The sequence below is a fragment of the Streptomyces sp. NPDC050549 genome (assembly GCF_040655035.1).
Classification (GTDB): domain Bacteria; phylum Actinomycetota; class Actinomycetes; order Streptomycetales; family Streptomycetaceae; genus Streptomyces.
Genome location: NZ_JBFAJD010000002.1, coordinates 26,894 through 48,016 on the forward strand (window position 1 = coordinate 26,894; position 21,123 = coordinate 48,016).

The 21,123-nt window shown below is 70.1% G+C and carries 20 protein-coding genes and 1 riboswitch; of the genes, 11 read left to right on the plus strand and 9 right to left on the minus strand.

The annotated features are described in order from the left end of the window. Positions 1 to 104: 104 nt before the first annotated feature. Positions 105 to 1,367 (minus strand): DUF1266 domain-containing protein, encoded by a 1,263-nt coding sequence (locus AB0I51_RS04160; protein ID WP_362971221.1) that lies wholly within the window; start codon positions 1,365 to 1,367, stop codon positions 105 to 107. 168 nt (positions 1,368 to 1,535) lie between these two features. Next, the gene (locus AB0I51_RS04165) at positions 1,536 to 2,111 is read right to left on the minus strand and encodes a TerD family protein (protein WP_019072463.1); all 576 of its coding nucleotides are present in this window, start codon (positions 2,109 to 2,111) and stop codon (positions 1,536 to 1,538) included. 200 nt (positions 2,112 to 2,311) lie between these two features. On the opposite strand from AB0I51_RS04165, the gene arfB reads away from it, so the two are divergent. Continuing rightward, positions 2,312 to 2,749 (plus strand): alternative ribosome rescue aminoacyl-tRNA hydrolase ArfB, encoded by a 438-nt coding sequence (arfB, locus tag AB0I51_RS04170; protein ID WP_200717072.1) that lies wholly within the window; start codon positions 2,312 to 2,314, stop codon positions 2,747 to 2,749. Positions 2,750 to 2,827: 78 nt separating this feature from the next. Continuing rightward, positions 2,828 to 3,703: a sigma-70 family RNA polymerase sigma factor gene (locus AB0I51_RS04175; protein ID WP_362971224.1), complete on the plus strand. Its 876-nt coding sequence runs from the start codon at positions 2,828 to 2,830 to the stop codon at positions 3,701 to 3,703. A 7-nt stretch (positions 3,704 to 3,710) separates the two neighbouring features. On the opposite strand, the gene AB0I51_RS04180 is transcribed toward AB0I51_RS04175, so the two are convergent. Together AB0I51_RS04180 and AB0I51_RS04185 are read right to left on the minus strand one after the other, a co-directional pair. After that, positions 3,711 to 4,190, minus strand: a complete 480-nt coding sequence (locus tag AB0I51_RS04180) for a GNAT family N-acetyltransferase (protein WP_362971226.1) — start codon at positions 4,188 to 4,190, stop codon at positions 3,711 to 3,713. Between the two features lie 48 nt (positions 4,191 to 4,238). Further along, positions 4,239 to 4,811: a flavin reductase family protein gene (locus tag AB0I51_RS04185; protein WP_362971228.1), complete on the minus strand. Its 573-nt coding sequence runs from the start codon at positions 4,809 to 4,811 to the stop codon at positions 4,239 to 4,241. A 305-nt stretch (positions 4,812 to 5,116) separates the two neighbouring features. Here AB0I51_RS04185 and cdgB point away from each other — a divergent pair, with 305 nt between their 5' ends. Both cdgB and AB0I51_RS04195 read left to right on the plus strand, forming a co-directional pair. Continuing rightward, a complete protein-coding gene (gene cdgB, locus AB0I51_RS04190) occupies positions 5,117 to 6,775 on the plus strand; it encodes a diguanylate cyclase CdgB (protein ID WP_362971230.1) in 1,659 nt (552 codons plus the stop codon). 141 nt (positions 6,776 to 6,916) lie between these two features. Next, a complete protein-coding gene (locus tag AB0I51_RS04195) occupies positions 6,917 to 7,873 on the plus strand; it encodes a carbohydrate-binding protein (RefSeq protein WP_362971232.1) in 957 nt (318 codons plus the stop codon). Between the two features lies 1 nt (position 7,874). Here AB0I51_RS04195 and AB0I51_RS04200 read toward each other — a convergent pair whose 3' ends face one another. The 3 genes from AB0I51_RS04200 to AB0I51_RS04210 form a co-directional block, all read right to left on the minus strand. Next, a complete protein-coding gene (locus AB0I51_RS04200; protein WP_362971234.1) occupies positions 7,875 to 8,804 on the minus strand; it encodes a 1-phosphofructokinase family hexose kinase in 930 nt (309 codons plus the stop codon). Positions 8,805 to 8,929: 125 nt separating this feature from the next. Further along, the gene (nagA, locus tag AB0I51_RS04205) at positions 8,930 to 10,141 is read right to left on the minus strand and encodes an N-acetylglucosamine-6-phosphate deacetylase (RefSeq protein ID WP_362971236.1); all 1,212 of its coding nucleotides are present in this window, start codon (positions 10,139 to 10,141) and stop codon (positions 8,930 to 8,932) included. Beyond that, positions 10,141 to 11,085, minus strand: a complete 945-nt coding sequence (locus AB0I51_RS04210; protein ID WP_362971238.1) for an ROK family protein — start codon at positions 11,083 to 11,085, stop codon at positions 10,141 to 10,143. Before AB0I51_RS04210 ends, nagA begins: the two co-directional genes overlap by 1 nt. A 144-nt stretch (positions 11,086 to 11,229) precedes the next feature. Here AB0I51_RS04210 and AB0I51_RS04215 point away from each other — a divergent pair, with 144 nt between their 5' ends. The 3 genes from AB0I51_RS04215 to otsB all read left to right on the plus strand — a co-directional run bounded on the left by AB0I51_RS04215 (position 11,230) and on the right by otsB (position 13,686). Next, positions 11,230 to 12,453: an extracellular solute-binding protein gene (locus AB0I51_RS04215; protein WP_362971240.1), complete on the plus strand. Its 1,224-nt coding sequence runs from the start codon at positions 11,230 to 11,232 to the stop codon at positions 12,451 to 12,453. Positions 12,454 to 12,506: 53 nt separating this feature from the next. Continuing rightward, positions 12,507 to 12,758: a DUF3263 domain-containing protein gene (locus AB0I51_RS04220; protein WP_362971242.1), complete on the plus strand. Its 252-nt coding sequence runs from the start codon at positions 12,507 to 12,509 to the stop codon at positions 12,756 to 12,758. 73 nt (positions 12,759 to 12,831) lie between these two features. Further along, positions 12,832 to 13,686: a trehalose-phosphatase gene (otsB, locus tag AB0I51_RS04225; RefSeq protein WP_362971244.1), complete on the plus strand. Its 855-nt coding sequence runs from the start codon at positions 12,832 to 12,834 to the stop codon at positions 13,684 to 13,686. Positions 13,687 to 13,918: 232 nt separating this feature from the next. Here otsB and AB0I51_RS04230 read toward each other — a convergent pair whose 3' ends face one another. Next, on the minus strand, positions 13,919 to 15,418 hold the full coding sequence (locus tag AB0I51_RS04230) for a trehalose-6-phosphate synthase (protein ID WP_362971246.1): 1,500 nt from the start codon (positions 15,416 to 15,418) through the stop codon (positions 13,919 to 13,921). Between the two features lie 97 nt (positions 15,419 to 15,515). Next, entirely contained in the window at positions 15,516 to 16,460 is a 945-nt protein-coding gene (locus AB0I51_RS04235) for a glucosyl-3-phosphoglycerate synthase (RefSeq protein ID WP_362971248.1), read from the minus strand. A 182-nt stretch (positions 16,461 to 16,642) separates the two neighbouring features. Further along, a riboswitch (SAM riboswitch) is annotated at positions 16,643 to 16,799 on the plus strand. Between the two features lie 17 nt (positions 16,800 to 16,816). On the opposite strand from AB0I51_RS04235, the gene thrC reads away from it, so the two are divergent. The 4 genes from thrC to groL all read left to right on the plus strand — a co-directional run bounded on the left by thrC (position 16,817) and on the right by groL (position 21,117). Then, positions 16,817 to 18,148: a threonine synthase gene (thrC, locus tag AB0I51_RS04240; protein ID WP_362971250.1), complete on the plus strand. Its 1,332-nt coding sequence runs from the start codon at positions 16,817 to 16,819 to the stop codon at positions 18,146 to 18,148. A gap of 92 nt (positions 18,149 to 18,240) precedes the next feature. Further along, the gene (locus AB0I51_RS04245) at positions 18,241 to 18,516 is read left to right on the plus strand and encodes a MoaD/ThiS family protein (RefSeq protein WP_019072479.1); all 276 of its coding nucleotides are present in this window, start codon (positions 18,241 to 18,243) and stop codon (positions 18,514 to 18,516) included. A 431-nt stretch (positions 18,517 to 18,947) separates the two neighbouring features. Next, a complete protein-coding gene (locus AB0I51_RS04250; protein WP_007493268.1) occupies positions 18,948 to 19,154 on the plus strand; it encodes a cold-shock protein in 207 nt (68 codons plus the stop codon). 340 nt (positions 19,155 to 19,494) lie between these two features. Beyond that, complete coding sequence (gene groL / locus AB0I51_RS04255; RefSeq protein WP_019072480.1) at positions 19,495 to 21,117, plus strand: chaperonin GroEL; 1,623 nt, start codon at positions 19,495 to 19,497, stop codon at positions 21,115 to 21,117. Positions 21,118 to 21,123 lie beyond the last annotated feature (6 nt).

Genomic DNA, 21,123 nt, shown 5'->3' on the forward strand with positions numbered 1-21,123 from the left:
GCCGTACCGGTGTCGGACCTCCCGCCCACCCCTCTCGCCCTGGCCTGGCCCGAGGGTGCGCGAGGGGCACAGCCGCGGCCGGCCTGTGCTGACCAACCCGCCCACTACCGGAACGGAATGTTCAGCCAAGGACTCCCCGGATCCGACGTCAGGATCCGATGCGCGGTGACCATGTCCTGGTACCAGGGGCCGAACTCCTCCTCGTCGAAGTGGAGGCAGCGGCCGAGGATGTAGCCGGCCGAGAAGTCAGGCCAGGAGCGGTGGGCGAGGGTGGCGGCGCGGCCCGCGCGGACCAGGGCCGACTCGGTCTCCGCGAGGGTGCAGAAGCGGGCGCCGAGTCCCCAGCGGGCCATCTTCGAGGCGCGGCCCAGGTCCCAGGCCTCGATGGAGTTGACATGGCGGTTCTCGTCGAGGATGCCGTCGGCCCGCATGCGGGCCTCGTAGCGGGTGATGCGGCCGATGAGGCGTTGTACGCCCTCGATGCGGGCCTCGGTCTCGGAGGCGGGGCGCGGGTCTGTCTTGGTGACGCCGTCCTCGGTGATGACCGTGGAGCCCTCGGAGTCGGCGCGGATGACGGTGGCGACGGCCTGCCGCCAGTAGCCGGTGTCGACGTGGCCGCCGAAGTCACGGGCGATGGTGCGGCGCAGACTCAGCGCGAACTCCCATACGGAGCTGGACGCTTCGCGGGCCAGCAGGTTGCGCAGGTGGTGCTGCCACTGGGCGCGGGTGGTGATGCCCCACCACTCGCGCAGCCGCCGGCGTTCCCCGTCGTAGCCGCTGCCGTGCCAGGCCGGGGCGTTCCAGAGGGAGCCGTTGCTGACGCAGAGGAGGGCTCCGCAGGCGAGGCCGTGGGCGACGGGGCCGTGCAGCGCGCCGCCGACGTGCAGTGCGCGCAGCCGCATCCCGGTGTCGGGGGTGCCGATGTGTTCGGCCGCGCGTGACCAGTCCGTCGTGCCCGGAGGGCCGTAGGGCAGGACGAGTTCGCAGGGGGTGCCGGGGTCGACGACGACGGTGGGCGGGCACTGCGGGTTCCAGGCGTCGGCTATCCAGCGGAGTGAGGCACGCGCGTACACCATGTCGGGGCGGGGCGCGGGCAGCATGCCGTCGGTGAACAGTTCCCAGTGCCTGGTCCTGCGTCGGACGTCGCGGATGAACACCCGGTGCACACGGTCGGGTTGGGCGTCGTAGGCCTCGCGGGACATCTCGTAGTAGAGGTGGCTCCGGGCGAGTACGTCGTAGTACGCGGACCGGTCGCCGCGCGCCCTGGCCTCGGCGAGGGCCCGCTCGGTCTCGGTCGGCGGGGTCCAGGCGGGCGGACCGGCGGGCGGGGGAGGCCCGAAACCGGCGGAGGGCGGTCCGAACGACATGGTGCTCTGTCCTTCCAGGGTCCAGCCGCTGCTGACCCCGGCACACTCCCACACGGGTCTGAGACGCCCCTGTGGACCCCCGGAAAAGCCATTCCCCGTTGCCCGAGGCCCCCGGCCGCGGTCACGCGGTCAGGGGCCTCGCACAGTGCGCTGCGGGCGGGTCGTCCGTCAGACGTTCACACCGAAGTCCTGGGCGATGCCGACCAGGCCCGAGGCGTAACCCTGGCCCACCGCGCGGAACTTCCACTCCGCGCCGTTGCGGTACAGCTCGCCGAAGACCATTGCCGTCTCCGTCGCCGCGTCCTCGGAGAGGTCGTAGCGGGCGATCTCCGCGCCGCCCGCCTGGTTCACGATGCGGATGTACGCGTTGCGGACCTGGCCGAAGTTCTGCGAGCGGGTCTCCGCGTCGTAGATCGAGACCGGGAAGACGATCTTGTCGATGTCGGCCGGGAGGCCGGCCAGGTTGACGTTGATCGCCTCGTCGTCGCCCGCGCCCTCGCCCGTGCGGTTGTCGCCGGTGTGGACGATGGTCTGGTCGGGGGTCGACTTGTTGTTGAAGAAGATGAAGTGGCCCTCCGAGTAGACCTTGCCCTCGGGGTTGACCGCGATCGCCGAGGCGTCGAGGTCGAAGTCCGTGCCGGTGGTGGTGCGGACGTCCCAGCCGAGGCCTACGGTGACGGCGGTCAGGCCCGGGGCCTCCTTGGTGAGCGAGACGTTGCCACCCTTGGACAGGCTTACAGCCATTGTTGGGAGTCCTTCCCTCGTTGCGGTGCGGGCTTCGTACTGAGGACGAAGCTACCGGTACCTGTATGAACGCCAAGAGGGGTATCGAAGGTTCCAGGTGGCTTTACTTTCTTTACCCGCCTCTTCACTCTCTTCTCCACCCACGTCTTCCGGAACGTCCGGGGTAATTGGCGTGACGTGGACCGGACAGACAGGCGACCATGGGGGACATGTCCGGTCCTTATCTCATCCGCGGCTCCGTCTCCCTGCCCGAGGCCGAGCTCATGTGGCGTTTCTCGCGGTCGTCGGGGCCGGGCGGGCAGCACGTCAACACCAGCGACTCCCAGGTGGAGCTGCGCTTCGACCTGGCGAAGACCGAGGCCCTGCCCGAGGTGTGGAAGGCCCGCGCGCTGGAGCGCCTCGCCTCCCGGCTCGTCGACGGCGTCGTGACCGTACGGTCCTCCGAGCACCGCTCCCAGTGGCGCAACCGCGAGACCGCCGCCGTACGCCTCGCCGCGCTGCTCGCCGAGGCCACCGCGCCGCCGCCGAAGCCGCGCAGGCCCACCCGGATTCCCCGGGGCATCAACGAACGCCGGCTGCGCGAGAAGAAGGCGCGCTCCGACACCAAGCGGGGGCGGACCGGGCGGGACTGGGGATAGTCCGCCGCCGGTTGTCACATCCTCGGCCCGTGCTCCGTCGTAGCAGTGACGACTGACCGCGACGAGGAGTGTTCCACTGTGGGCGACTTCGAATTCCCCCGACAATTCCCCCGGCGACAGGACAGTGAATTTCTTGCCGCCCGGTTCGAATCCCACCGCCCGCGCCTGCACGCGGTCGCGCACCGCATGCTCGGCTCGTCCGCCGAGGCCGACGACGCCGTGCAGGAGGCCTGGGTCCGGCTGAGCCGGACCGACTCGGAAAAGGTGGAGAACCTCGCGGGCTGGCTCACCACCGTCGTCGGCCGGGTCTGCCTCGACATGCTCCGCTCCCGCACCTCCCGCGCCGAGGAACCCCTCGACCTCGGCGCACCGGTTCAGGCCGCCGCGCCCGGCCCCGAACAGGACGCGCTCCTCGCCGACTCGGTCGGGGCCGCGCTTCTGGTCGTGCTGGAGACCCTGACGCCCGCGGAGCGGCTCGCGTTCGTGCTGCACGACCTGTTCGCGGTGCCGTTCGAGGAGATCGCGTCCATCGTCGGCCGCACGCCCACGGCGGCACGGCAGTTGGCGAGCCGGGCCCGGCGGCGGGTGCGGGGGGCGCCCGCGCCGGACGGGAATCCGGCCCGGCAGCGGGTGGTCGCCGACGCCTTTCTCGCCGCCGTGCGGGAGGGGGACTTCGAGGCGCTGGTGAAGGTGCTCGACCCGGACGTGGTCGCACGCTCCGGGGACACGGTGACCGCGGGTGCCGCCGCGGTGGCGTCCGGCGCGACGAGCTTCTCGCACTTCGCCGGCCTCGCGTGGCCCGCCCTGGTGGACGGTGTCACCGGTATCGCCCTGCTCGTCGACGGCCGCCCGGTACGCACCCTCGCCTTCACCTTCGTCGGCGACCGTATCGCCGCGATCGACATCGTGACGGAGGCGGAGCAGGTGGCGCTGCTCGACGTACAGCTGGTCTGAGGCTCGGCTACGGCAGTTCCAGCACGCCGACCGTCTCGCCCTCGCTCAGCTCGCCGTTGGGCCGGAAACCCAGCCCCAGATAGAAGTTCGCCGGTCCCGACGCGCCCTCGTGCCAGGTGACGTAGAACTCCTTGCCGCCCCGGCGGCGGATCTCGGCGGCGACGGACTCCACGGCGAACCGGCCGTAGCCGCGGCCCTGTTGGTCCGCCGCGATGTTAAGGCGCCACAGGCCGGAACGGACGACGGAGCCGTCCAGGTTCCAGTCGATGTCGAAGAAGGCCATGAGGAAGCCGACGGGGCGGTCCTCGTCGACGATCAGGCGGGGCCAGGCGGTGCCGGGGTGGACGTAGGCCTCGGCGAGGGATTTCAAGACGGGGGAGACCGCGAATTCCTGGTCGGGGCGGACCCGAATGCCCACGGCGGCTTCGAAGTTGGCCGGGGTGATCTCTTCGAGGCGGGGCCCCGGCCCGGTGGTGATCGTCGTCATGCGTGCACGGTAGGCGGACCGCTCACCGGTGGGCGACCGAATTCACGCTCACCCCAACTGCCGGTACCTGCCCCGGAAATAGGCCAGCGGACCGCCGTCCGTGCTCGTCGCCTCCGCCGTCAGTACGCGGCCGATGACCAGCGTGTGGTCCCCGGCCGCAATCCGCTGTTCCGTGCGGCATTCGAGGGTGGCGAGGGCGCCGCGCACCAGGGGGGCGCCGGAGGCCGCGCCGTGGACGTAGGGGATGTCGTCGAAGAGGAGGCGGTCGCTGATGCGGCCCTTCATGGCGAAGCGGCCGGCGATGTGGCGCTGGCTCTCGGAGAGGACGGAGACGGCCCACAGGGGCTGTTCGTCGAGGAGGTCGTCCATGCGGGAGCCGTTGCGGAGGCTGACCAGGACCAGCGGCGGGTCCAGGGAGACCGACATGAAGGCGGTCGCGGTCATGCCGACGTCCTCGCCGACCGGCGCCTGCGGGTCGTCCGGGTCGTACGGCTCCTCGTGCGCGGTCACCAGGACCACGCCCGCGGCCAGCCGGGCGAGGGCGGCGCGGAACTCGTCGTTGCTCACCCCCACAGCATGCCCGGAGGGAGCGGACTCGGTGATCGACGCGGTGTTCAGCACGCCGGGAACGCTAATCTCCGAGTGCCGCGCACCGCATCGGACTTCGGTCGCAACAGGGTCCTAGGTCCAATGACCCACGCGACGGAACATCGTCGTGCATCATGTCCACACACCCACAAAGTTTGCGTTCAGTAAACGCACAGGTAAAACGCAGAAACTCCACTCAATTGTTCATCTTCCGCTGTGACTTGAGTCACAAGGGGTAGTAATTGTTGACCCTGTGTACCGAGTGGGCAGCGCGCTGTGATTCAGTGGCGGGGAAGAAGACCCTTGATTCGCTGCGAGGTCTCGGGGGGAGGGCGAGTATGGAGACCGAGTCGGAACCCTACGTCCGTCTTGAGAACCTGCGGCAACTGCACACGGTCATGGCGGACATGAACACCGCCCGCAGCCTGGCGGACACCCTGCAGACCGTCGCCGACGGCGTGGTCAAGGGCCTCGGGTACGAGCTGGCATGCGTCAACCTCGTACGCCCCGACGGCGACCTGGTCGTCGCCGCCTTCTCCGGCAATTCCGCCGCCGAGGCGCTCATCACCGGCCGGGTCGGCTCCCGTGCCTCCTGGGAGCGCCGCCTCGGCATGGGCGAGAGCTGGGGCGACCTGCGGTTCATACCGCACACCGAGGGCTGGGTCCTCGACGAGGACGACGTGCCGCAGTGGTACACCGACGGCCCCGCCCCCCGCTTCGAGGACGAGTGGCACCCCTCAGACCGCCTCTTCGCGCCGATGTACACGCCCGGCGTCTCCGGCGGCTCGTGCGGCGAACTGATCGGCGTCCTGTCCGTGGACCGGCCGCGCAACGGCCGCAGGCCGGGCGCATGGGGACGGGAAGCGCTCCAGATGTACGCGTTCCAGGCCGCCATCGCGATCAGCAACGCGCGTCTACGTGCGAATATGCAACGCGCACTTGTCAGACTCGAACGTGAGCAACAGGCCCTGCGCGCAAGCGAGGAGAGCTTCCGGCAGGCCTTCGAGTACGCCCCCTCCGGCATGGCGATAGCCGAGATGGGCGGCGACCAGCACGGCCGAATACTCCGCAGCAACGACGCCCTGTGCCGCCTCCTGGGCCGCCCCGCCTCCGCTATGCGCCGCTACTCCTTCTCGGACCTCGTCCACCCCGAGGACATAGGCACCCTGCTGAGAACCTCGGCGGAGGGCGGACGCGCGGAACTCCGCCTGGGCCGCCGGGACGGCACCTACGTCTGGGTCTCGCTCCGCAACTCCGTCGTCGCCGACGCCGCCGACGGACCGCGCTTCCTCCTCTCCCACGTCGAGGACATAGAGGACCGCAAGCGCCGCGAGCTGCAGCTCGCCCACCGCGCCGCGCACGACGCGCTCACCGGCCTGCCGAACTCGGCCGAGCTGCGCACCCGCCTCTCCGCCCGCCTCTGCCAGCGCCCGACCTCCACGTTCCCCGGCGAGGTCGAGTCCCTCGACGCCGCGTACGGACACCCGGCCTACGACGCGAACGGCCACGGCTTCGACTACCCCCCGGGCGCCGGCCTCCTCGACGCCTACGACCACCACGTCCACACCATCGCCCCCGAGGGCGAGCGCGACGACGGCACCAAGGGGCTCGCGGTCCTCTTCTGCGACCTCGACGGCTTCAAGTCGATCAACGACCGGTTCGGGCACAACGCGGGCGACGCGGTCCTCATCGAGGTCGCCCGGCGGCTCGGCCGGGCCGTGCGCGACGGCGACACGGTGGCCCGGCTCGGCGGCGACGAGTTCGTCGTCCTCGCCGACGGCCTCGGCAAGGCCGACGCCGCCGACCTCGCCGTACGCCTGCGCAACGAGATCATCCAGCCCATCCGGGTCGACGGCCGGGCCATGCGGGTCGGGGCCAGTTTCGGCATCGGGTGGGCCCACTGCGGCATGACGGCGGACGAGGTGTTGAAGTCCGCCGACGAACGGATGTACATCGAGAAACGATCTCGTCCCAAACAGCACAGACGCGCGGGATGATCTCCAGGTCAGCGTTGTGATGCGGTCCGAGTCACCCGTTTGGACCACGCGGAGCGGGTAGGCTCGCAGTTCTCCAGACGTATCGAAGACGCATCTGAAGCTGACGTACCCGCACCCGCACCTGTTGAGGAGTACCTAGGGATGACGCCCGGCAACAACGGAGCGAGCACGCCCGAGGACGACGACCCGTTCGGCTACCTGTACGCCGACGGCCAGGCCAACGGCGCCCAGCCGCCGTCCGGCGGCGGTGGCTACGGCTACCCGGGTTCGGTCAACCGAGTGCGCCCGGTCGGTGAGCGCCAGTACGGCGGCCAGCAGGCCGCCGCCCCCACCGCGCAGTACCAGCAGCCGTACGGCCAGACCGTCCCGCAGCAGCAGGCCTACGGCGCCCAGCCGAACGCCGCCTACCAGGCCCCCGAGTCCTTCGGCGCCCCGCCCACCCAGCAGCCCCCGTCCTACGGCGGCGGCCGCGGCGGCGGCCGGGGCCGCGGCCCCAACACCAAGGGCCTGCTGATCGGCGCGATCGCGGTGGTCGCCGCGGTGGTCATCGGCATCAGCGTGGCGATGATGAACGGCAACGGCGACACCAAGACGGGCGACCAGGCGGGCAGCACGCCGTCGGCTTCGCAGAGCGCCTCTTCGAGTCCGTCGCCGAGCAGCAGTGCGTCGGACGCGGCGGAACTGCCGAAGATCGACGCCAAGGCCCTTCTGCTGGGTGGCGGCGCCACCACGGCATCGGACATCGACGGCGCCAAAGCCGACGGCGGTGTCTATGTGACGGGCTTCAACGCGGTCGGCGCGACCCTGACCTGGAACGTGAGCGGCATCGCGAAGAGCGGCGGCTACCGCCTTTACGTCAACTACGGCGTACCCGGCAAGGACGCCACCGCCACCCTCACGATCAACGGCACGGCCCAGTCCCGCCCACTCAACCTGAGCAACTTCGCGAAGGCCCCCGAGGGCAACTACGAGAAGGGCTGGACGGAGACCTGGGCGTCCGTCCAGCTGAACAAGGGCACCAACACCATCAAGATCTCCTGCGAGCAGGGCGACCAGTGCGACGTCAACTTCGACCAGCTGTACCTGGTGAACGGCTGACCTAGGCCGCGCTGGCGTCCCCCGTCACTGCGATCCGCCCCAGCAGCTCCTCGTAGGCCGCCCCGTCGAACTCGCCCGCCACCGGGGCCAGTACGGTCGCCGCCGACAGGGCGACCGCGCGGGTCAGCCGGGCCGGCCAGGGCAGGCGCTCGGCCAGTCCCGACAGCAGGCCCGCGACCGCCGAGTCGCCCGCGCCGGTCGGGTTGCCGTGCACCCGTGCCGGAGGCGTCGCGTGCCAGGTGCCCTCCGGGGTCGCCGCGAGCAGACCCCGCGCACCCAGCGAGACGACCACTGTCCGGGCGCCCCGGCGCCGCGCGTCCTGGGTGGCCCGCAACGGGTCGTGGGAGCCGGTGAGTTCGGCCAGTTCGTCGGTGTTGGGCTTGACGATGTCGGGGCGGGCGGCGACTCCGCGGCGGAGGGGTTCGCCGCTGGTGTCGAGGAGGACGGGGACGCCGGCCGCCCGTGCCGTGCGGACCAGGCCCGCGTACGCGCCCACCGGTACCCCGGGCGGCAGACTCCCGCACAGGGCCACCGCCGACACCCCGCCGAGCAGGGCCTCGTACGCCTCCTGGAACGCCGACCACTCCGCCGAAGTGACCGTCGGACCGGGCTCGTTGAGTTGAGTCGTGTCACCGGTCAGCTCGTCCACGACGGCCGTCGTGCGCCGGGTGGCCCCGGAGACCGGGACCAGCGCGTCCAACACGCCCGGTGTACCAGCGAGTTGTTCCTGTACGACCCGTCCGGTGGCGCCGCCCGTGAACCCGGTCACCGTCACCTCGTGGCCGAGGGCGGACAGCACCCGGGCCACGTTCAGCCCCTTGCCGCCGGGCCGCTCGGTCACCTCGGAGACGCGGTGTGTGCCGTGCGGCCGCAACTCCCGTACCCGATAGGTGATGTCGAGCGCGGTGTTCAGTGTGACCGTGAGAATCACCGGGCGACCTCCCCCGAAGACCGCATGAATGCGCTTGCTCTGTGTTCCGGAGGCTCGATGATGTCAAACGGGAGGCGGTCCTCCCAGTCCCCCGGGACAACCGCCGCCCTCAGCAGTGGCGCATATCACCCCAGTTGGGGCTCCACCACCCAAGTGCCGCGCCGCATCACGCCCTTGAGATCGAATTCGGAGTCCAGCAGCACCAGGTCGGCGTACTTGCCGGGCTCCAGCGAGCCGATCTCGTCGTAACTCCCCAGCAGCCTGGCCGGGTTGGCCGAGATCGCGGCGACCACGTCCTCGACCGGCAGCCGGTCGACCGTCACCGAACGCTTGAAGGCCCGGTCCAGGGTCAGCGTCGAGCCCGCGATCGAACCGCCCTCCACCAGCCGCGCCACCCCCTCACTCACCTCGACCTCCAACGGGCCGAGCATGTAACGGCCGTCACCGAAGCCCGCCGCGTCCATCGCGTCCGTGATCAGCGCCACCCGGTCCGCGCGTGCGTGATGGAACGCCAACTCCAGTGACGCGGGGTGCAGATGCGTACCGTCGTTGATCAACTCGACGGTGATGCGCTCGTCTTCGAGAAGCGCCACGATCGGTCCGGGCTCGCGGTGACCGAGCTGCGGCATCGCGTTGTACAGATGCGTGGCGACCGTCGCGCCCGCGTCGATCGCCTCCACCGTCTGCTCGTACGACGCGTCCGTGTGCCCGATCGCCGCGATGACGCCGAGTTCGACGAGCAGCCGTACGGAGTCGAGCCCGCCCGGCAGTTCGGTCGCGAGGGTGACCATCTTGGCGCTGCCGCGCGCCGCGTCGACCAGCTTGCGCACGTCCGCCGGGTCCGGCTCGCGCAGCAGCGCTTCGGAGTGCGCGCCCTTGCGGCAGGGGGAGATGAACGGGCCCTCGAAGTGGATGCCGGCGAGGTCGCCCTGCTCGGCGAGTTCGGAGAGAAGGCCGGCGCGCTGGACCAGGAGGTCCATCTCGCCGGTGACGGTCGAGGCGACGAGGGTTGTGGTGCCGTGCAGGCGGTGGGTGTGGATGCCCTTGAGGACGTCCTCGACGGTGCCGGAGGTGAAGGAGGCTCCGCCGCCGCCGTGGTTGTGGATGTCGACGAAGCCGGGCACCAGCCAGTGGCCGGTGACGTCGAGTACCTGGGCGTTGTCGGGGGCGGCACCGTTGATGCGGGTGCCGTCGACGATCACTCGGCCGTTCTGGACGGTGCCTGTGGGGAGGACCACGTTCGCGCCGGACAGGATCAGGGGTGCATTCGCCGTTGCGGGGTGCGGGTTCGTCGTGGCTGGTCGCGCAGTTCCCCGCGCCCCTGAGGGAGTTGCCATTAGGGCGTTACCTCCGTGCGGTCAGTGGTTTGTAGGAGATCCCAGGCCAGGAGGCCGGCACCGAGGCATCCGGCTGTGTCCCCCAGGGCCGCGGGGACGATCGTGGGGAGCTTCTGGAAGGTGATCCGGCCCTCGACCGCCTCCCGCAGTGGTGCGAACAACGTTTCCCCCGCCTCGGCCAGGCCGCCACCGATGATGATCGTGCGGGGGTCCAGCAGAGTGAGGGCGGTGACCAGGCCGTCGGCGAGGGCGTCGACGGCTTCCTGCCAGACCTTCTCCGCGCGAGGGTCCCCGGAAGCGACCGCCTTCGCGCAGTCCGCCGCGTCCACCTCCGGGTCGCCCGAAGCGGTGGCCCACGCCTCCGTCACCGCCGCCGCGGACGCGTACCGCTCCAGACAGCCGGTCTGGCCGCAAGGGCAGGGGGCGCCGCCCGGCCGTACGACGATGTGGCCGATCTCGCCCGCGAAGCCGTGCGCGCCCGCCTCCACCCGGCCGTCGATGCCGATGGCGCCCGCTATGCCGGTGCCCAGCGGCACGAACAGGAAGCGGTCGGCGCCCTTGCCCGCGCCGATCCGGCCCTCGGCGAGGCCGCCGGTGCGGACGTCGTGGCCGAGGGCGACGGGGACACCGCCGAGGCGGCCGGCGAGGAGGTCGCGCAGGGGTACGTCCCGCCAGCCGAGGTTGGCCGAGTAGGCGGCGACGCCTCGTTCGGCGTCGACGATGCCGGGGACGGCGACGCCGGCGGCGGACGCGGGCTCGCCGTAATGCTCCTCGCCGTACGCGCGCAGCTCGGCGGCGAAGCCGAGGATGTGCTCGACGACCGCGTCCGGTCCGCGCTCGCGGCCGGTCGCCCGGCGGGCCCGGTGCAGCAGCTCGCCGTGGGCCCCCACCAGGGCGGCCTTCATCCCGGTGCCGCCCACGTCGAGGGCGATGACATGTCTCACGGGGGACAGTGTGGCCCGTCTACCCGCGAGAGGTCTAGTCCACTTACGTGGTGTAGACCTTATGGGTTCGCGGAGCGAACGTCACGACAGCAAAGCTTTGGGGAGTCAGCAGTGCAGCGGCGCAGGACAGGAATGATCGCGGCGATGTCCGTACTCGGCATGACGGCGGTCCTCGGCGGCTGCGGCCTCGGCGGGGACTCCGGTGATGTCACTCTGAGACTCGTCGCCGCCGACTACGGCGACTCCGCGTCCAACAGTTCGCGGAAGTACTGGGACACGCTCGTCAAGGCGTACGAGGCCAACCACCCCGGAGTGAAGGTCGACGTCGGCGTGTACTCGTGGAACGAGGTCGACGCCATGGTCGACGCCGGGAAGGCCCCGGACATGGCGCAGATCGGTGCGTACGCCGACTACGCCGACGAGGGCAGGCTGTACTCCACCGCCGACCTGCTCTCCATCCCCGTGGAGGCCGACTTCCTGGAGCCGCTCGCGGACGCGGGGCAGGTGAACCACGTCCAGTACGGCATGCCCTTCGCCGCCTCCACGCGCGTCCTCTTCTACAACAAGACCCTCTTCGCCCGGGCCGGTCTGACCCCGCCCAAGGACTGGAGCGAGCTGGCAGCGGACGCGGAGGCGCTGAAGGAGCGGGGCGTGAAGTACCCGTTCGCGCTGCCCCTCGGCTCCGAGGAGGCGCAGGCCGAGACCATGCAGTGGCTGCTCGGCGGGGGCGGCGGCTACACCGACGACCTCGGCAGCACCTACACCCTGGACTCCGCGGAGAACATCTCCACCTTCACCTGGCTGCGCGACAACCTCGTCGGCAAGGGCCTGACCGGGCCCGTCGCACCCGCCCAGCTCAACCGCGCGGACGCGTTCGCCGCCTTCGCGAACGGTGACGTAGGCATGCTCAACGGACACCCGACACTCATCCAGCAGGCGGCCAAGAAGGGCGTCAAGTTCGGCACGGTCGCGATGCCGGGGCGCACCGGCAAGGCCAAGACCACGATGGGCGTCGCCGACTGGATGGCCGCCTTCAAGCAGAACGGCCACCGCGACCAGATCGGCGACTTCCTCGACTACGTCTACAGCGAGAAGAACGTCCTCGCCTTCTCCCGGGAGTACGACCTGCTGCCCGTGACCAACTCCGCGTCCAAGGTCATGGAGGCCGCGAAGGAGGACCGCGCCCTCCGGCCCTTCCTGGAGGAGCTCCCGCTGTCCACGCTCTACCCGGTCGGCAACACCTCCTGGGCCACGGTCAGCGCCGACATCAAGAAGCGCATAGGGCGGGCGGTCGCCGCGAACGGCAGCCCGGGCGCGGTGCTGGGGCAGCTGCAGGCGGCGGCGACGCTGGCGGAGAGCGGCAAGTAGGAGGCCGGGGTGGGCCGGGGCCGCTGTCAGTGGCGGGGGTTACGGTGCAGGGCATGGACAAGGACCGGCCCTCGCGGCTCTCCCCGCTGAACCGGAGGGAACAGGACATCCTCGCGCTGGAGCGCCGCGGCTTTCCGGGCCCCGGCGCGAAGGAGCGCGCGATACGCGAGGAGCTGGGCCTGGCCCCCGTGCGCTACTACCAGCTGCTCAACGCCCTGCTGGACGACGAGCGGGCGCTCGCCCACGACCCGGTGACGGTGAACAGGCTGAGACGGGTCCGTGAGACGCGGCGTTCGGAGCGGTGAGGAGAGGCGCGGGTCCTGGCCGTGCCCCGATGAGCGAGGGGTGCGTACGGCCCCGCCCGGATAGGGTCGACACATGGGCAGCCCTCAGGACTCCACCGACGTACTGCCGACCCCCGTGACCCGTGCCGGGCGCGAAGGCCTCGAAGCGATCCTGGCGAAACCCGCCGCCGCGGTGATCGGGCTCGACTTCGACGGCACGCTCGCACCGATCGTCGCCGACCCCGAGCAGGCCCGTGCGCACCCGGGCGCGGTGCCCGCGCTGGCCGTGCTGGCCCCGAAGGTCGCCTCCGTCGCCGTGATCACCGGCCGCCCGGCGGGCGTGGCGGTCCGCAACGGCGGCTTCGCGGGCGTACCGGGCCTGGAACACCTGGTCGTCCTCGGCCACTACGGCACGGAACGCTGGGACGCGGTGAGCAGCACCGTCAGCGCCCCCGCCCCGCACCCGGGCGTCGCGGCGGTCCGCGCCGAACTCCCGGGCTTCCTCGACCGGATCGGCGCCTGGCAGGGCACCTGGATCGAGGAGAAGGGCCGCGCCGTCGCCGTCCACACCCGCCGCGCCACGGACCCCCAGGCAGCCTTCGAGGCCCTCCGCGCCCCCCTCACCGACCTCGCTGCCCGCCACGGCCTGATCGTCGAACCCGGCCGCCTGGTCCTGGAGTTGCGCCCGCCCGGCATGGACAAGGGCGTCGCCCTCGCCGACTACCTCCGCGAGACGGGCGCCGAGTCCGTCCTCTACGCCGGCGACGACCTCGGCGATCTCCCCGCCTTCGCCGCCGTGGAGAAACTCCGCTCCGACGGCCTCCCCGGCCTCCTCGTGTGCAGCGGCAACGACGAGGTGACAGAACTGCGCGAACGCGCGGACCTGGTGGTGGACGGAGCGGCTGGGGTCGTGGCCCTGCTGTCGGCGCTGGCGGCTCGACTCGGCTGATTTCGCGGGGGTGTCGGCGGTTATGCGCGGCTGCCGAGTGCCTCCGGTCGGCCGCTCCGCCGCTCGCGCAGCGCGTTCGGCTGGACTGACGGGGCCGGTGTCGGTGGAGGAAGTGGGGCGGGGTGTGGGGTCGTGTGCCCCGCGTCGGGGTGACGAGGCGGGCTTGCCGCAACGGTGTGGCGCCCGGAGGGCGGCGGGACCGCAGCCCTGCCGGTATTCCGGTGCTCGCCGCTCAACTCGCCTGATCCCGCAGCGCGTTCAGCTGGTCCAGGAACCACTGGGCCGGGGGAAGCGCCGTAGCCGCGGCGGCCAGGCTCTTTGTCCGCTCGGCGCGTTCCCCGACGGGCATGGTGAGCGCCTCGTGGAGGGCGTCGGCCGTGCCGATCACGTCGTACGGGTTGACGGCGATCGCGTCCTTGCCCAGTTCCTGGAACGCGCCCGCCTCCCGGGAGAGGACCAGCGCGCAGCCCTCGTCGGAGACGACCGGAACCTCCTTGGCGACGAGGTTCATGCCGTCGCGGATGGGGTTGACGAGGGCCACGTCGGCGAGGCGGTACGCGGCCAGCGAGCGGGCGAAGTCGTCCTTGACGTGGAGGACGACCGGGGTCCAACCGGGCTTGCCGTAAAGGGAGTTGATCTCGTCGGCGACCCGTTGCACCTCGGCCGTGTAGTCCCGGTACACGGCGAGGTCCTGCCGGGACGGGTAGGCGAAGGCCACGTGCACGACCCGCTCGTGCCACTCGGGGTGGTCGTCGAGCAGCTGCCGGTACGCCAGCAGCCCGCGCACGATGTTCTTCGACAGCTCGGTCCGGTCCACCCGGACGATGGCCTTGCGGCCCTCGCCGATCTCCTCGCGCAGCGCGACCATCCGCTCCTCGACGTCCGCCTGGTGCGAGCGGGTGTGCAGGAACTCGGCGTCGGCGCCCAGCCCGTGGACACCGATGAGCGTCCTGCGGGTGATCCGCTCCTTCTCCAGGTGCTCGATCGACCGGGGCGCGCCGGACGGCCACTTGGGGAGCCACCTGTACGGGTCGAGCCCCTGCACGCAGTTCTCGAACGCCGTCGCCCACCGCCAGGTCAGGAACCCCACCCGGTCCGCCCCGAGCATGCCTTCCATCAGCCGCACCTGGATGTCGTCCGGAAGCATCGAGAAGTACTCCACCGGCGCCCACGGCGTGTGCGAGAAGTGCCCGATCCGCAGGTCCGGCCTCAACTCCCTCAGCATCCCTGGCACCAGACACAGGTGGTAGTCCTGCACCAGCACCGCCGCGCCCTCGGCCGCCTCTTCGGCCAGCGCCTCGGCGAACGCCCGGTTGTACGTCTCGTACGACGCCCACTGGCGCCGGAACTCCGCGTCGAAGACCGGCTCCAGCGGGGTCTGGTACAGCATGTGGTGGACGAACCACAGCACGGAGTTGGCGATCCCGTTGTACGCGTCGGCGTGCACGTCGGCCGGGATGGCGAGCATGCGCACGCCGTCCTCGCCGACGCCCCGCCGGACCGCCTCCCGGTCGCCGTCGGACAGCGCCGAGCACACCCACAGCGCCCCCGCGTCCGGACCGATCGCCGACAGCCCGGACACCAGCCCGCCGCCGCCGCGCCGGGCATGCAGCGAACCGTCGTCGCCCACCTCGTACGAGACCGGACCGCGATTGGACGCGACGAGCACCTGAGCTGCACCGGACGTGGACGACGTGGACGAGGTGGACGAGGTGGACGACGTAGAAGCCATACGGCACAACCTAGCCCGGCCCGGAAACCCTCAAACGTACGGACGCCCCGCGGCGGACCGTCCGAGTCCGTATACGGCCCCCGGGCCGTGCCGCCGGCTAGGCCACCTTGCGCGACTGGTACTCGGTGATGTCCGCCATCGGCGGCCGTTCCTCGGTGTCCACGGAGTACGTGCGCGGCTCGAAACCCTCCGGCCCCCGCTCGAACTGTGTGAGGGACGGCCGGATGAGATGCCCGCGGGCCAGCCTCAGCTGTGCCGTGCGGTAGATCTGCGCTGCCATGCGGCCCAGCGCCTGCCCGTCCTGGTGCCGGTGCTTGCGCACACCCACGTCGACCTGCGCGAGGGCGTCCAGGCCCACCAGGTGCAGCGCGTCGACGAGCATGCCCAGCTCGACGCCGTAGCCGACGGGGAACGGGAGCTGCTCCAGCAGGGAGCGGCGGGCCGCGTACTCGCCTCCCAACGGCTGCACGAATCCGGCCAGTTGAGGCCAGTGCATGTTGAGCAGCGGGCGGGCCATCAGTTCGGTGACGCGTCCGCCCTGGCCGGCGGCGCCGCCCAGCGGGCGGTCGTACATCGCCTTGACGAGGTCGACGCCGGGGTCGGTGAGCAGCGGGCCCACGATTCCGGTGACGAAGTCGGAGGAGAACTCCTTCAGGTCCGCGTCGATGAAGCAGACGATGTCGCTGCTGGTGACCAGCAGCGAGCGCCACAGCACCTCGCCCTTGCCGGGCACGGCGGGGATGCGGGGCAGGATGTCGTCCCGGTGCACGACCCGGGCGCCCGCCGCGGCGGCCACCTCGGAGGTGCGGTCGGTGGACCCGGAGTCGACGACGACGATCTCGTCGACGAGCGGGACCTGCTGCATGAGGTCGTGGCGGATGATCGCGACGATGTCACCGACCGTCGCTTCCTCGTTCAGCGCGGGCAGCACGACGGAGACCGACTGGCCCGTGCGGTGCTTCGCGGCCAGGATCTTGTGGAGCGGCCGATCGGTCAGGGACCAGGAGCGGGTGCTCAGCCAGTGCTCGACTTCCTTCAGCACGTTGCGCGGCTCCTCTGCGTTCTCTCGGCGAGGGCTGGTCACAGACAGTGAGTATGTGATCCATCTCGCGGTTCGGACGGCTCACTCAACTGTCCTGGCCTTCGGTTACAGTCTTGAACAACGCTGATGACCATCGCATGTCGGGGGCCGTCGGCGGGACAATCGCATACACAACTGAACACCGCTCATCCAGAGGGGCAGAGGGATACGGCCCGATGAAGCCCCGGCAACCCTCCAGCCGGTCTTGTCACGCAGGTACACGCTGACGTGGTGAGGCTCCCGGCTCGGGAAGGTGCCAAATCCGTCTCACGGCGAGATGCGTCGTGAGGAAGATGAGGAGAAAGGGCCTCGCCTCCATGGCTGCGCAGACTGTTGCAAGCACCACGAACCCCGCGAAGACGGACACGACCGCCGCGGACCCGAACCCCACGGACACCGTTGATCTCGGCCCCGCCGCCGCGCTGTCCTGCCGTGAGTGCGGCCACCGCGTCCCGCTCGGCCCGGTCTTCGCCTGCGAGGAGTGTTTCGGCCCGCTGGAGATCGCCTACGACTTCTCGGCCTACGACACCGAAGAGCTCCGCAAGCAGATCGAAGCGGGCCCCGCGAACATCTGGCGTTACGCGCCCCTCCTGCCCGTCCCCGCCGATGTGGCGACCAAGCCGAACATCAACCCCGGCTGGACCAAGCTCGTCCAGGCCGACAACCTCGCCCGCGAACTGGGCGTCGACGCGGGCAAGTTGTTCGTGAAGGACGACTCCGGCAACCCGACGCACTCCTTCAAGGACCGTGTCGTGGCCCAGGCCATCGAGGCCGCCCGCGCGTTCGACTTCACCACCCTGTCCTGCTCCTCCACCGGCAACCTCGCGGGCGCCGTCGGCGCCGCCGCCGCCCGCGCCGGCTTCCGCTCCTGCGTGTTCATCCCGCACGACCTGGAAGAGGGCAAGATCGTCATGGCCGCGATCTACGGCGGCGAGCTGGTCGGCATCGAGGGCAACTACGACGACGTGAACCGCTTCTGCTCCGAGCTGATCGGCGACCCGGCCGGCGAGGGCTGGGGCTTCGTCAACGTCAACCTGCGGCCGTACTACGCGGAGGGCTCCAAGACCCTGGCGTACGAGATCTGCGAGCAGCTCGGCTGGCGGCTTCCCGACCAGCTGGTCGTGCCGATCGCCTCCGGCTCGCAGCTCACGAAGATCGACAAGGGTCTGCAGGAGCTGATCAAGCTCGGGCTCGTCGAGGACAGGCCGTACAAGATCTTCGGCGCCCAGGCGGAGGGCTGCTCGCCGGTGTCCGTGGCCTACAAGGCCGGGCACGACGTCGTACGCCCGCAGAAGCCGAACACCATCGCCAAGTCGCTGGCGATCGGGAACCCGGCGGACGGTCCCTATGTTCTCGACATCGCCCGGCGTACCGGTGGGGCGGTGGAGGACGTCAACGACGAGCAGGTCGTCGACGCGATCAAGCTGCTCGCGCGGACCGAGGGCATCTTCGCGGAGACCGCGGGCGGGGTGACCGTCGGTGTGGCGAAGAAGCTGATCGAGAACGGACTGCTGGACCCGACGCTGACCACCGTCGTGCTGAACACCGGGGACGGTCTGAAGACGCTGGACGCGGTTGCCGGTACCGGGCTCACCGCGACCATCCGGCCGAGCCTCGAGTCGTTCAGGGAAGCTGGGCTCGCGTCCTAGCTTCGTTGTTTTTCGCCTGCGGGTCCGGTGGGGGCTGGTCGCGCAGTTCCCCGCGCCCCTAAAGGCCCCCACCTGACCGGAGGTTGAAAGTCATGAGCGTGACCGTTCGCATCCCCACCATCCTGCGCACCTACACCGGCGGCAAGGCAGAGGTCGCCGCCGAGGGCGCCACCCTCGCCGAGGTCATCAGCGACCTGGAGAAGAACCACACCGGGATCTCCGCGCGTGTGCTCGACGACCAGGGCAAGCTGCGCCGGTTCGTCAATGTGTACGTCAACGACGACGACGTCCGCTTCGAGCAGGGGCTGGAGACGGCCACCCCGGACGGGGCCGGAGTCTCGATCATTCCGGCCGTCGCCGGCGGCTGATCGTTACCCTAGGTAACATCGATTACCAAGAGTTCATCGAATTGCCCCCTCCGTGAGAGAAGCGGAGGGGGCAATTCTCTATGATTGAGCGGGGTACAGTTGGGGAACGCGCTCCACTCCGCATGCCGAACGCATATGAGTACCGGCTCCGTGTGCGATGAGAAGTAGCCAAAGTGTGCAGGTCTTATGCACCTTATGTTCCCTTTATCGGGCCCGACTTGCCCTGAAGTCGGACGAATTCTCCGTAAATTCCCGACCGGTCCTGCCCGGAATTCTCGTCGGATTGACCTGTTGCAGACGGCAGTTGGACGGATACATTCGGCCGCGGTCGACGCGTTCCGGCGCACGCCCCCAATCCTGTGGGGGGTGAGGTCTGACCCGGATCCGCGAAGTGTGGATCCGTGCAAGGGCCAGTAATAGGGGAGTTAGGCATGGCTCAGGGCACCGTCAAATGGTTCAACGCGGAGAAGGGGTACGGCTTCATCGCGGTCGACGGTGGTGCGGATGTTTTCGTCCACTACAGCGCGATTCAGATGGACGGCTACCGCACCCTGGAAGAGGGTCAGCGGGTCGATTTCGAGATCTCGCAGGGTCAGAAGGGGCCGCAGGCGGACATGGTCCGGCTCGCGACCGGCTGAAGCACGCGCCGACGAACAGCAGCGACGTTCTTCGTTCCTCACCGAAGGGCTCGTACTCCTGGGGGGTCACCTCCTGGGGTACGGGCCCTTCGGCATGCTCGGAGCCGGGTCGCGGCCGGGCCCGTGCCAGGGGGTCAGAACCTGGTAGCCGCTTGCACTCGACCATGCCGAGTGCTAATCATTGGCGTTAGCACTCTGAAGGTGAGAGTGATAACGAAGGACCGGGTCGGTGAGGCCCGCAGGCCAGGTGGTGCAAGGAACCACGGGGCAGGCAGGCCGTCCGTCGCGGGCGCCAGCGCGGTCCGGAGCAATCCACCCCAGTCCGGGAGGACCACTTCACATGGCCAAGATCATCGCGTTCGACGAGGAGGCACGGCGCGGTCTCGAGCGCGGGATGAACCAGCTCGCCGACGCCGTCAAGGTCACCCTTGGCCCCAAGGGCCGCAACGTCGTCCTCGAGAAGAAGTGGGGCGCCCCCACGATCACCAACGATGGTGTTTCCATCGCCAAGGAGATCGAGCTCGAGGACCCGTACGAAAAGATCGGCGCCGAGCTGGTCAAGGAAGTCGCCAAGAAGACGGACGACGTCGCCGGTGACGGTACGACCACCGCGACCGTCCTCGCCCAGGCCCTCGTCAAGGAGGGTCTGCGCAACGTAGCCGCGGGCGCCAACCCGATGGCCCTCAAGCGCGGTATCGAGAAGGCCGTCGAGGCCGTCTCCGGTGCCCTGCTGGAGCAGGCCAAGGACGTGGAGACCAAGGAGCAGATCGCTTCCACGGCCTCCATCTCCGCCGCCGACACCCAGATCGGCGAGCTCATCGCCGAGGCGATGGACAAGGTCGGCAAGGAAGGCGTCATCACCGTCGAGGAGTCGCAGACCTTCGGTCTGGAGCTTGAGCTCACCGAGGGCATGCGCTTCGACAAGGGCTACATCTCGGCGTACTTCGCCACCGACATGGAGCGTATGGAGGCCGTCCTCGACGACCCGTACATCCTGATCGCCAACTCGAAGATCGCCAACGTCAAGGACCTGCTCCCGCTCCTGGAGAAGGTCATGCAGTCGGGCAAGCCGCTGCTGATCATCGCCGAGGACGTCGAGGGCGAGGCCCTGTCCACGCTGGTCGTCAACAAGATCCGCGGCACCTTCAAGTCCGTCGCTGTCAAGGCTCCGGGCTTCGGCGACCGCCGCAAGGCCATGCTCGGCGACATCGCCATCCTCACGGGCGGCGAGGTCATCTCCGAGGAGGTCGGCCTCAAGCTGGAGAACGCGACCGTGGACCTCCTCGGCCGCGCCCGCAAGGTCGTCATCACCAAGGACGAGACCACCATCGTCGACGGCTCCGGCTCCGCCGACCAGGTCGCCGGCCGGGTCAACCAGATCCGCGCCGAGATCGAGAACAGCGACTCGGACTACGACCGCGAGAAGCTCCAGGAGCGCCTCGCCAAGCTCGCCGGCGGCGTCGCCGTCATCAAGGCGGGCGCGGCCACCGAGGTCGAGCTCAAGGAGCGCAAGCACCGCATCGAGGACGCCGTTCGCAACGCGAAGGCGGCCGTCGAGGAGGGCATCGTCGCCGGTGGTGGCGTCGCGCTCATCCAGGCGGGCCACGTCTTCGAGAAGCTCGAGCTCGAAGGTGACGAGGCCACCGGTGCCGCGATCGTGAAGCTGGCCCTCGAGGCCCCGCTGAAGCAGATCGCCGTCAACGCCGGCCTCGAAGGCGGCGTCGTGGTGGAGAAGGTCCGCAACCTCACCCCGGGTCACGGCCTCAACGCCGCGACCGGTGAGTACGTCGACCTGGTCAAGGAAGGCATCATCGACCCGGCGAAGGTCACGCGCTCTGCCCTGCAGAACGCCGCCTCCATCGCCGCGCTCTTCCTCACCACCGAGGCCGTCATCGCCGACAAGCCGGAGAAGGCGTCCGCGCCGGCCGGCGGCGGCATGCCGGGCGGTGACATGGACTTCTGATCGACC